Below are 12,315 nucleotides of genomic sequence, written 5' to 3'. Positions count from 1 at the left end.
CCAGGCTACATTATTTGATGTTAATCATGTGTAGGCATAATAAACGCACTGTCTTTAATTTCAGTGACAGGCCATTTGCTGGTGACGGTTTTACGTCGAGTATAGAAGTTGATACTTTCTTGCCCGTGCATGTTGGTGTCACCAAAAGCAGAATGTTTCCAGCCACCAAAAGGATGGTTGGCAACAGGAACAGGTATAGGAATATTAACTCCTACCATCCCAGCTTGCACACGTTGACTGTACTCACGCGCACTAAATCCATCGCGGGTGAAGATTGCAGTACCATTACCATATTGATTTCGATTTACCAACGCGAGCGCTTCTTCAAAATTATTGGCACGCATAATGACGAGAACGGGGCCAAAAATTTCATTTTGATAGATGGACATGTTTTCATGGACTTGATCAAACAGGCAGGGGCCCATAAAGAAACCTTGTGGATGTTCAGGATGTTTAAATGCGCGGCCATCAATAATTAGTTTAGCGCCCTCGCTTACCCCTTTATCTACAGCCGCTAGAACTCTTTCCCGATGTGGTCCACTAACCAAGGGGCCCATATCTGTATTAGGCGCATCCCCTGCGTTGATGCGGGTTGCTTTGATTTGCGGCGTCATTTTTTCAATTAAAGCATCCGCGGTATGTTCACCTACAGTGACGGCAACAGAGATAGCCATGCAGCGTTCCCCTGCAGAACCATAGGCAGCGCCAACAATCGCAGAGGCAGCTTGATCCAGATCGGCATCCGGCATCACAATACAGTGGTTTTTCGCACCGCCAAAAGTATGGGCGCGTTTTCCATGGGAGGTTGCTGTACTATAAATATGTTGGGCAACCGGTGTTGACGCGACTGCAGTAAAGGCTGCGATATCTGGATGTGCCAGTAAATAGTCTACGGTTTCCTTATCACCATGCACACAATTAGCAACGCCTGCTGGCAATCCTGCATCAGTTAATAACTCCAACAAACGCACTGGAGCAGAAGGATCTTGTTCAGAGGGTTTTATAATGAACGTATTGCCACAAGCAATCGCAGGAATCATCATCCACACCGGCACCATGACTGGGAAATTAAAAGGAGAAACTCCCGCACACACCCCTATTGGTTGTCTTAAGGTATGACAGTCAACCCCATTGGTTACATCGGGAGAAAATTCGCCTTTGAGTTGATTAACTAGGCCACAATGTAATTCCACTACTTCTATAGCACGTGCTACAGAACCTTTGGCATCATCTAAAGTTTTGCCATGTTCACGTGTAATAATGCGTGCGAGATCCAGCTGGTTTTTTTCTAATAATTCTCGGAATTTAAAAAGGATTCGTGCTCTTTTGATTGCAGGAGTTTGCGCCCATCCTATTCCTGCTTCTTTGGCAGTAGCAATTGCTTTATCACAAAGGGATTTGGACGCAAAATGAACTTGTCCAATCACCTCTCCTAAAGCTGGATTATAAATAGAATGGCTTTTTGTATTCGTTTCATTGGTTAATTGACCACCAATATAATGTTGAACAATGTAGCTCATTAGCAAACTCCTTTTTATTATTTTTTATCAAATTAAGTGATTATTGTAATTGTTTCATGGAATTATTTATACAATAATGATGAAGAGATTAGGACTAAAATGACCTTTTTTTGAATCACTCTATTGGAGTATTTTGAACCGAGGCAAGTAGTTAAGGAAATTAATCTATGGGCAAAGGAATTGTTTTACGTGTACCCCATGGTACCGAATTATCACGAGAATTGATTCAAGCGCTAGAGACTCGTTTTCCCGGCTATACTCTAGAAACTTACCATGAAAAACCTGATTATCGCCGTAGTTTTGTGCGTCGGGTAAGTAGCCTGCAAAAAGGGTTCAATTTTCTTCTTGATGCGTTACCTCTTCAGAGCAGCTTTTTAACCAAAGAAACGTTGCGCGAGTATATCGATGAATGTAAAACAGCTGCTTGTGATGCAAAAGACTCAACAGATGATTTGCATAAAGAGTTAGAAAAATATACTGCCAAATTAATTGAAGCCATTGCTTTGGTTTGGGGCACTTCGATTAAAGAAGCAATTGAGCTGCTCAATGAGGCAGAGCAATATGACTTAATGAAGAATGGCCGTCCTGATCTGGCAACATTAATGCCTATGAAGGTAGGAGAGGATATCAGCTATGTTATCCAACTCGACGAGTCGCTTCCTCCTCACTACGGTCAATTCATTGATGAATTAAAACAGATAAAAGCCAAGAAATATCCTAAAACCCCACCCTGGCTATACGGGCTTAAAGAATATCAACAAGCCTATTTTTGTAATCTAGATCGAAAAATTAGCAGTCATACTGAAGTAGTTCACGATTTTAATAATTTTTTAATCAGTTGGTCATCAATAAAAAGGAAAGCACTTAGTTTAAAGACAGATCTCCAACAAATTGCTAATAATTCCTCGCCACTTCCTTCATGGTTTAATGATCTAAGTCCTCATTTACAAGAAATGATGCGTATTTTGGCCGCTGATCCCGCTAACCTGGACGAAAATCTAAAGCAATTTAAAAAGCTGCTTATCTCCGATAGTTTTAAGAATGAGTGTGCTGATTCGGTGGCATATATCTCAAGCTTGCCACAATGGTATTGGGTATTGCCGCATCACCAACAGTTTTTTTTGGAGCATGTACTAAAAGGTGTTGATAAAGTAGAAGATGCGGTTCCTTTTTTATCCAGCCGCCATCGCACTTTACCTCTGCCTGCAAATTATGCAGCCCATAGCTTATTGGGAATAAGTCATGATGGAAAAGTAATTCGTGAGCTCTCAAAAAAGCGCTATCGTTCCAGCCACATTGCAACACGAGATGGATTAGAGTGGCCAGAAGCAGTGCAACGACGGCATAGCGATGCGTGTCTGGCGAAAGTGATGGAGCATGCACAACCAGGACAACTGGCAATATTACAAACGCTGATTAGTCCAATTCATGCGGTAGACTATGTGCCGACCTGGATTACAGACTATTTACCAACATTACCACCTGATTTGGAGTTGTACAAATTAGCGCGGGCTGCAGTAGAGCGGCGGGCAAAGATTCAATCCATCCAGCAGAATAATCATCCTTATAATTTAGCAAAGCGGCTGTATTACACTCAGTCGAATGATAAAGACAGTTTGAATTTATTGGCTGTCGCAAAAAAATACGTTTCCTCGACACCAGGATTACAGACTCTTCTTGATCAATACAAAAGTGTTTTGGAGTCAAAAGCAGGTTCCGCAACGGTTTTTGATTATGCTGGTAGAGAATTGTTTTTGAGTTCTTTGGAACAGTTAATTATTTTGGCCGTTGGTGGGCATCCTTATGGTTCGTGTGTGAGTGGTAAGGATAGAAAAGCCATAGAGCTCATCCATACGGATGCGATGCTTCTTTATAAAGAACTGTATGGCAACTGGCCCATATTTGATGAGTCCCAAGCTAAAGACCGTATTCGTTTTGTTTCTTTGGTTGCAGATCTGTATATGAGTCGTCATCAACAAGAACATGCGGGGCATAATGCGCCTGGGTCTGAAGGCATCAAAACCCCTGAGTGGTATTTACCAGAGGATATTGCCACTGAAATTAAAAAGCGCCTCAATAATGAACATGCTCTTAAGGACGATGACCGAGCTGCTACCGATAACGAAGTAAAGAATATTTTTATTGGTGGCCATAAAAAAGCAAAAGAATATCTATTACCAAAAGACACATTACAATGTCGTTTGGCTGCTCGGCAATTAGGTAAAACAAATTGCAATCGACTTTACGATGCCCTCTATCCTTTTATCAATGAAAAAAGCTTATTTGCTCCTGTAGAATCAAATTCGTGGTCTGCGATGTTTTTTTCTGATGCGTCGCCAACAACTCCTGATGGAATTCAGCAGATTTTCGATCTCATGGTCAGCCCCAGTTCCGGAAAGGATAATGTAGTGCGGCTCGAAAAAATATTGCAAATCGTATTGGAGCGACCCGAAGCAGATGAAACCCGCTCTGTTGCAACAAATTCTGTTTATGGACGTTTACGTTCACTGTTAAAACCAAAAGAAGTGAGCACTTTTGCTGAGACGGTTGAGAAGACAGTGGAGGAATGGACGGGCTTGTTTAATAAATCCAAAGAATCACATCGGCATGAAGCTATGATTCATGTTTAAACATACATAGAGCCCGGGTTTACCGGGCCCTAAATTCTCACAATTACAGTAAGTGCTCAAGTCCATAAATTAATGTAGATAATCCCGACACTTTTTGGCAAGACAGAATAATCCCAGGCATAAAACAACGTCGGTCAATACAGTCATCTGTAATGGTTAAGGTTTCGCCCTCGCTCCCAAAAATGACTTGTTGGCGTGCAATAACACCTGGCAGACGTAAAGAGTGGATGTTGATGTCACAATGTGTTCCACCACGAGCGCCAGGGACTAATTCCTTGAGATTTAATTTATTTTTAGGATTTTTTCTTGCAGCGGCAATCATTTCCGCAGTTTTTAAAGCGGTCCCTGAGGGGGCATCAAGTTTTTGTTGATGATGTGCTTCAATAATTTCCACCTCAGGCAAGTATTCTGCGGCTTTCGCTGCAAAGAGCATCATCAAGACGGCACTTATGGAAAAATTAGGTACAATGATTCCACCCAGACGACGACCTTCACATAATGAAGTTAATTCCTGAATGTGCTCAGGAAGAAGTCCTGAGGTGCCAATTATTGGGTGCGCGCCATGGTGTATAATCGTAAGGCTATTTTGATACACACTGTCTGCTCGGGTGAGATCAACAACAATTTGCGCTTTAGTATCTTGAATCGCTTGCGCTAAATTATCTTTTTTGCCCAGTTGTGCAACTAATTCAAATTCCTTGTGCTGATTAAGGGTTTCACAAGCTAAAGACCCCATTTTTCCATTAGCCCCATTAACAATAACACGTGTTAACATAATTCTCCTCACGAAATGAGTTATGATTTTTTATCTTTTGAGGGAGGGTAGTGTGTTCGCAACGCCCACATCGTTGCAAAAGGCCATCCAATCACTGTAGCTTGTAAGGCTAGAGAAACAAAGGCACCTCCAGGATTATCATTGATAAGAAAAATGATCCATGGAAAGAATACAGCAAGAAAGAATATAAACATTTTTTGCATGAAGCTTATCATATATTGCTCCCATAAAACCTAATCGAAACAGTCAATATCAATGAATGGTATCACATCAATGCGTAGTCAAAAAACGATGACGAATACAAAAAGACTTGTTTTATTATAGGGTCATCATCATCGATTTTTCTACTTTGGTTCTTTTTTCGTGCGCAGTAACTGAACATGATTAAGAGTGCTTGCAAACAATCATTAAACATTGTACATTGTGCGCTCATTCGTTAATGCAAATGATTTCATTTTCCGGATATGACATTTTAATATCTAACAAGGGTACTCTAATGAGAAAACAGGAGCTGCACCCACGCACCGCCGTTATAAATAAAGCTCAAAAAAATAAGTCTAAACAAGCACGAACAGACGCATTATTGTGGCTCGCTGCAAATTTCCCGGAAGCATTTGATAATTCATTACGAATTCGTCCATTAAAAATAGGGATTATGGACGATATTTTGCTTCACGCAGATAAAGCTACAGAATTAGGTATTTCTAAAAGTAAATTACGAGAGGCCGTGGTTTTATTCACACGTCGTCTTGATTATTTAGCCTGTCTGAAGCTACGTGAAATGCGTATTGATTTGCACGGTAATGAAGTGGGGGAGGTCAGTGCAGAAGAAGCGGAACACGCCACCACTAAGATTAAAAAGCGTGTTGAAAAAAGTGCAAGAAACGCACGTAAGGTTATGACCGAAAAAACCTCAAACCCAACCAGTTCAAATCAGCAAAATACAAGTTTCCAAGCAAAAACAAGCCAAGTCTCTCCATCTGCAGAAGATCACTTTCCTACTTATCCAGTGCGTTCGTCAACTTATAATTCCCTAAATGCACCAGCACAGCCTGTTAGAGCTACCGCTGTGATGGTGAAAAATAAAACGAGCCGGCAATATGATCCAGATGTTGTCGCGCGTTTGAAAGAGAAATTAGGGTTGTCACGCAGTCTTGAAGAAAAAAAAGAAGTCGTTGAATAGTTAATGTTGTCGCCTGTTTTGTACCCGGATTAGCCCAGCATAATCCGGGAGCTACCGGCTTTTGCGCAAAATCACTGATTGATAGAAAGTTTGTCTGAGTTGTTTTGATTCTTGGAGCACGCAAATTGAATGAGCGGGTGATGGGAATCGAACCCACGCCATCAGCTTGGGAAGCTGAGGTTCTACCATTGAACTACACCCGCAAATTAAAGCCCTGTCCCATAACCTGGGTTACGCTATGCTGCACCCAGGCTACATTGTCACAAACTTATTATAAGCGCTAAACGCGAATAATTTCCATACTGTTTGTACCACCTGCTGTACCAATTACTCGACCACGGGTTAATAAAACAAAGCCTTTTTGCTCCAGATGACCTAACTTTATTAACTCTGCAAGCACTTGTTGATTCAAGGTTTCAGAAGTGAATTGGTGGTAATTCATAAACACCGGGAACACATTGTGGGCAAGACACAAGCGGCCAATAGTTCTCTTATTCGCAGACACAGCAATAATAGGAACTGTGCTTTGTTGTCTTGAGATCCATAATGCGGTATCACCTGATTCGGTCAAGGTAATAATTGCTTGGATGGGGAAATGATTGGCTGCATGCATTGTGGCCATCGCAATGGCTTGGTCTGCGCGTTGGTAATGACAGGTTTCATCATTACTGTGGTAGTAAAAGCTTGCATGCTTTTCTGCACTGAGACAGATCTTATTGACCATCGCCAGTACTTTTACTGGGAATTGGCCACTGGCGGTTTCTGCGGATAACATCACCGCATCTGTTCCATCCAAGATGGCATTGGCAACATCAGAAACTTCTGCACGCGTAGGTTGCGGATTGTTTATCATTGATTCCATCATTTGGGTTGCTGTGATGACTACTTTATCCAATCGACGTGCTTCGCCAATGATGTGTTTTTGAATCGCAGGCACTTCTGCGGCACCTATTTCAACGCCCAAATCGCCTCGCGCTACCATGATGGCATCGGCTTCCTGAATAATTTCAGTGAGGTATTCCAAGGCCTCAGTACGCTCGATTTTTGCGATAATCGGTATTTTTTTGCCAAACTCGGTCATGAGGGCACGGGTATGGCGAATGTCTTCGGCATCTTTAACAAAGGATAAACTGATGTAATCTACTTCTGCTTCTATAGCTGTATGCAAATCACGTTTGTCTTTCTCTGTCATCGTTCTCGCTGCGAGGCCGCCACCTTTTCTGTTTAATCCTTTAAGATCACTGAGAACACCTCCTTCAATGACAATACAGTGAATTTTAGAGCCAACGATGTCTTTGACTTCCAATTCCACTAAACCATCATTAAGCAATAGATGATCTCCTACGACCAGTTCCCTAGCTAGATTGGGATAGGCTACAGAAACTTCGCCATGATCACCTAACATCTCTGCGGCGTTACAATCTAAAGAAAAAGCTTGGCCTTCAACCAGAGTGATTGATTTATTTTTGAAACGGCCTATACGGATTTTCGGGCCTTGTAAATCGGCCATTACTGCCAGTGGATGCTTTAATTCTTCAGCAATTTCGCGAACCAATGCAATAAGCGATAACGCAGAAGCATCAGCATGGGAGAAATTGATACGTACCACGTCAACACCTGCGGTTAACATGGCACGAAGTATCGTTGGATTACTACTGGATGGACCTAATGTGGCAACAATTTTAGTTTGTCTTAACATCTTGTGCTCGCTCCTGCAAAATGGCAACAGCTGGCAAGGTCTTTCCTTCTAAACACTCAAGAAACGCCCCACCTCCTGTGGAAACATAAGAGATTTGCTGATTCAGATCATAGAGATCGATCGCGGCAAGTGTGTCACCACCTCCGGCAATTGAAAAAGCATCACTTTCGGCTATAGCAATAGCTATAGCCCGTGTTCCATAAGCAAATTGTGCAAATTCAAAAACACCAACTGGGCCATTCCAAATGATGGTTTTGGCAAGGTTAACAATGTCAACATATTCACTAACCGTCATGGGACCGATATCGAGAATCATGTCGTCAGAGGCAACATTGTGCAGTGATTTATTATAGGCCGGGCAATGTTCACTAAATGATTTGCCAACGACAACATCCGTAGGTAAGGGGATATGGCAGCCTTTTTCTTTAGCCAGTTGGAGAATTTCACGTGCTTCATCCAGTAAATCGTGTTCATAAAGGGAAACACCGATTTCAAATCCTTGAGCTTTAAGAAAGGTATTTGCGATTCCGCCTCCAGGGATTAAATAATCAACAAGCGTGACTAACTGCCGTAGTAAACTAAGCTTTGTAGAAACTTTGGCACCACCTACAATCGCCACAATGGGTTTTTGAGGGGCAGCAAGGGCTTTTTCCAAGGCATCAAGTTCGCTCACTAATAAGGGGCCTGCGACCGCAATCGGGGCATACTGAGCGACACCATAAGTAGACGCTTGAGCTCGATGTGCTGTTCCAAAAGCATCCATGACAAAAATATCACAGAGACTGGCAAGTTTCTTTGCCAGTTGCTCATCATTATTTTTTTCACCCACATTAAAACGCACGTTTTCACAAACGACTAACTCACCTGGGTTAACCTCTACCCCACTGAGATATTCCTTTACGAAACGTACAGGGTAATCCAAATGTTCGCGCAGATATTCTGCGATCGGCTCCATGGAAAAACGTCGTTCGAATTTTCCTTCTTCAGGACGTCCTAAATGAGATAAGACCATAACTGCCGCACCGGCATCCAAAGCAGCTTTAATAGTAGGTAGTGCTGCCTGTAATCGTTGGTCGCTGGTAATAAAACCCTCTTTGATTGGAACATTCAGATCTTCACGAATAAGTACCCGTTTTCCTGACAGGTCTATATCGCGCATTTGTATCAGATTCATCAGATATCTCCAAGCTGGGTTTTTTAGCAACTCATCATTTGTTGCGCTGTGTCCAGCATACGATTAGAAAAGCCCCATTCATTGTCATACCAAGCCACAATTTTCACGAGATTACCAAATACCTTGGTTTGTGTGGTATCAAAAATAGCTGATGCGGGGTTATGATTAAAATCACATGAAACTAAAGGATCATCATTGATTTGTAAGATACGGCTTTTTGCTTGACGGACAATATCGTTGACTTCTTTGGCGGTGGTTTCACGTTTTGCTGTAAAGGTTAAGTCAATAACGGACACATTAAGCACTGGAACACGCATTGCAAAACCATCCAGTTTTCCTGCTAACTCAGGTAATACTAATCCTACTGCTGCTGCGGCACCTGTTTTTGTGGGAATAATAGAGTGTGCTGCTGCACGAGCACGACGTAAATCTTCATGACTTCCATCTAAAAGCATTTGATCGTTAGTGTAGGCATGAACTGTATTCAATAAACCCGCTTCAATGCCTAGAGCATCATTTAATGGTTTTACAACTGGAGCCAAGCAATTCGTGGTGCATGATGCATTGGAAACAATCAGGTCAGACGCTTTGAGTGTGTGGTGGTTTACTCCATAAACAATGGTTGCATCCACATTTTTTCCTGGGGCAGAAATCAATACTTTTTTCGCGCCAGCGGTAATGTGTTGCATTGCTTTGTCACGTTCTGTAAAGAAGCCAGTACACTCTAAGACTAAATCAATGTTTAATTCTTTCCAGGGTAAATTCAGTGGATTACGCTCGGCAATGATTTTAATTGCATGCCCGTCGATTATCAGCATGTCACCTTCAACACTGACATCCGATGCGAAACGGCCATGTGTTGTATCGTAACGGGTCAGGTGTGCTGTTGTATCAATCGCTGATAAATCGTTGATCGCAACAATTTCAAATTCATTTTGTTTTTTTGATTCAAAAATTGCTCTTAAGATACAACGGCCAATGCGACCATAGCCGTTAATCGCGACACGTATTGTCATATTACCTCTCCAATTTTAGTAGGGTCGTTTACAATTCTAACGAATTGTAAACATCCTTTTATCTTTCAAGTTAAGTAAGTATCTAATCGTACCTGGGTGAGGGCGAAGCCGTAACCCGGGATTAAGAAATTCTTTCACGTCCAGAAACCTGGGTTACGGCTTTGCTTTCACCCAGGCTACAAATTTAATGTTTTTGCACTAATGTTTCTACAGTTTCAACTATTCGCTCTACAGTAATACCCAGATATTGATAGGCTTGGGTAGCTGGAGCCGATACGCCAAAACGATCCAGGCCAATGACTGCACCTTGTAAGCCAACAAATTGATACCAATAAGCAGAACTGGCTGCTTCAATTGCTACACGGGTGTGGATATTTTGGGGCAAAACGTGATTTTTATAACTTTGGTCTTGCTCCAAGAATCGTTCTGCACAAGGCATAGAGACTACTCTCACTTTAAATCCTCGTGTTTTTACTTGCTCTGCAGCCGTAAGTGCCAGCTGAACTTCCGAGCCTGTAGCGATTAAGATGGCATCAGGAGTGCCCTCACAATCCAGAATAATGTAACCTCCTTTGTCAATTAGCTCAGCCGCTGTTGCTCCATGAGGCAATGCAGGCAGGTTTTGCCTTGAAAGCAGCAAGGATGTTGGCCCATTATGATGCTCCAAAGAGCGTTTCCATGCAACGGCTGTTTCCATTAAATCTGCAGGGCGCCAGACGCTCATGCCTGGAGTCATGCGCAGCATGGATGCATGCTCTACGGGCTGATGTGTTGGACCATCTTCACCTAAGCCAATCGAATCATGAGTAAAGACATAAATAACGCGTTGTTGCATTAAGGCACTTAAACGTACCGCATTACGGGCATAGTCTGCAAAAACCAGGAATGTTCCACCATAAGGAATAAATCCTCCATGGACGGCTAAGCCATTCATGATTGCAGCCATGCCAAACTCGCGTACACCATAATATAGATAATTACCTGAAAAGTCTTCGCCAGTGATGGCTTTGCTACCTGACCAATCTGTATTATTAGAACCAGTTAAGTCCGCAGAACCACCGAGCATTTCAGGCAGAAAACGGGCAAAATGTTCAATACATTGTTGTGACGCTTTTCGTGTCGCGATGGCTTTGTCATTGGAGCGGCATTGCTCAAAAAATGCATGACTGTTACTTTGCCAATCATCGGGAAGATCGCCGTTGATGCGACGTAAAAACTCATAATGCTCTTGAGGATATTTTTCCTTGTATTGATTCAGCAGCATGAGCCATTGTTGTTCTTCTCTTTCCCCTTGCTCTACATGATTCCATTGTTGATAGATGGAGTCAGGGATTTCAAAAGGTCCGTAGTTCCACTTAAAAAATTCACGCACATTGGCAATGTCTTTGCTGCCTAATGCCGCGCCATGTGCTTTTTCACTTCCGGCGACAGAGGAACCTAGTCCTATTATCGTTTTGCAGATAATCAAGGTGGGTTGTGTGGTATTTGCTTGGGCTTTAAGAATGGCTTGCTCGATTGCATCCATATCATGGCCATCTACTGCTTCGATGACTTGCCAATGATATGCTCTAAACCGTTGTGCGGTGTCATCCGTAAACCAAGATTCAACTTTACCATCAATAGAAATTCCATTGTCGTCATAGAAAACAATGAGTTTCCCTAAGCCTAAAGTACCTGCTAGCGAACACGCTTCATGAGAAATGCCCTCCATGAGGCATCCATCACCAGTAAAAGTATAGGTATAGTGATCCACAAGATTAAAATCATCATGGTTGAAGTGTGTTGCGAGTACGCGTTCTGCTAACGCCATGCCTACTGCATTTGCTAAGCCTTGTCCTAAAGGGCCGGTAGTCGTTTCTACACCGGGCGTATGTCCAAACTCTGGGTGTCCAGGTGTTTTCGAATTGAGTTGACGAAACTGTTTAAGATCTTCCAAAGAGAGCTTATATCCACTCAAATGAAGTAAGGAATAAAGCAACATGGAGCCATGCCCATTAGACAGTACAAAGCGATCGCGATTAAACCAATGAGGATTTTGGGGATTGTGCTTTAAAAACTTCTTCCACAGAACGGTTGCTATGTCTGCCATGCCTAAAGGCATTCCTGGATGTCCTGATTGAGCTTGTTCTACGGCGTCTATACTTAGCATGCGAATGGCATTAGCTAATTCTTTGGAAAGATTCATGGGTTCTCTTCATGCTTAATTCGGTGCAATATTGTCGCTCAGAAGACATAAATCAGCAAGAAAATAAGTGCATTTTTGACCATTATTTTGCAAAAAGATCTAATTTTGCCCTGATTTCATATTTTATGAGCAT

Annotated in this window: 9 protein-coding genes and 1 tRNA gene; 2 read left to right on the top strand and 8 right to left on the bottom strand. The window is 42.3% G+C overall.

The annotated features are described in order from the left end of the window. Positions 1 to 20: 20 nt before the first annotated feature. Positions 21 to 1,520, bottom strand: a complete 1,500-nt coding sequence (locus tag Lste_RS12510) for a CoA-acylating methylmalonate-semialdehyde dehydrogenase (protein ID WP_058511262.1) — start codon at positions 1,518 to 1,520, stop codon at positions 21 to 23. 167 nt (positions 1,521 to 1,687) lie between these two features. Here Lste_RS12510 and Lste_RS12505 point away from each other — a divergent pair, with 167 nt between their 5' ends. Continuing rightward, the gene (locus Lste_RS12505) at positions 1,688 to 4,150 is read left to right on the top strand and encodes a hypothetical protein (protein ID WP_058511261.1); all 2,463 of its coding nucleotides are present in this window, start codon (positions 1,688 to 1,690) and stop codon (positions 4,148 to 4,150) included. A 43-nt stretch (positions 4,151 to 4,193) separates the two neighbouring features. On the opposite strand, the gene dapB is transcribed toward Lste_RS12505, so the two are convergent. Together dapB and Lste_RS12495 are read right to left on the bottom strand one after the other, a co-directional pair. Next, positions 4,194 to 4,925 (bottom strand): 4-hydroxy-tetrahydrodipicolinate reductase, encoded by a 732-nt coding sequence (dapB, locus tag Lste_RS12500; RefSeq protein WP_058511260.1) that lies wholly within the window; start codon positions 4,923 to 4,925, stop codon positions 4,194 to 4,196. 20 nt (positions 4,926 to 4,945) lie between these two features. Further along, on the bottom strand, positions 4,946 to 5,140 hold the full coding sequence (locus Lste_RS12495) for a hypothetical protein (protein WP_058511259.1): 195 nt from the start codon (positions 5,138 to 5,140) through the stop codon (positions 4,946 to 4,948). A 281-nt stretch (positions 5,141 to 5,421) separates the two neighbouring features. On the opposite strand from Lste_RS12495, the gene Lste_RS12490 reads away from it, so the two are divergent. Then, positions 5,422 to 6,108: a ProQ/FinO family protein gene (locus tag Lste_RS12490; protein ID WP_058511258.1), complete on the top strand. Its 687-nt coding sequence runs from the start codon at positions 5,422 to 5,424 to the stop codon at positions 6,106 to 6,108. 132 nt (positions 6,109 to 6,240) lie between these two features. On the opposite strand, the gene Lste_RS12485 is transcribed toward Lste_RS12490, so the two are convergent. From Lste_RS12485 to tkt, 5 genes are all read right to left on the bottom strand, one after another. Then, a tRNA-Gly gene (locus Lste_RS12485) sits at positions 6,241 to 6,311 on the bottom strand. Positions 6,312 to 6,388: 77 nt separating this feature from the next. Continuing rightward, complete coding sequence (gene pyk / locus Lste_RS12480; protein ID WP_058511257.1) at positions 6,389 to 7,807, bottom strand: pyruvate kinase; 1,419 nt, start codon at positions 7,805 to 7,807, stop codon at positions 6,389 to 6,391. Beyond that, entirely contained in the window at positions 7,791 to 8,981 is a 1,191-nt protein-coding gene (locus Lste_RS12475) for a phosphoglycerate kinase (protein WP_058511256.1), read from the bottom strand. The genes pyk and Lste_RS12475 overlap by 17 nt, the downstream gene beginning before the upstream one ends. A gap of 23 nt (positions 8,982 to 9,004) precedes the next feature. After that, positions 9,005 to 9,997, bottom strand: a complete 993-nt coding sequence (gap, locus tag Lste_RS12470; protein WP_058511255.1) for a type I glyceraldehyde-3-phosphate dehydrogenase — start codon at positions 9,995 to 9,997, stop codon at positions 9,005 to 9,007. Positions 9,998 to 10,181: 184 nt separating this feature from the next. Beyond that, the gene (gene tkt, locus Lste_RS12465; protein WP_058511254.1) at positions 10,182 to 12,182 is read right to left on the bottom strand and encodes a transketolase; all 2,001 of its coding nucleotides are present in this window, start codon (positions 12,180 to 12,182) and stop codon (positions 10,182 to 10,184) included. Positions 12,183 to 12,315 lie beyond the last annotated feature (133 nt).

It is taken from the genome of Legionella steelei, assembly GCF_001468005.1.
GTDB classification, from domain to species: Bacteria; Pseudomonadota; Gammaproteobacteria; order Legionellales; family Legionellaceae; genus Legionella; species Legionella steelei.
Note: the sequence above shows the minus strand (reverse complement) of the source record. Positions and strands in the feature narration are given on the sequence as shown.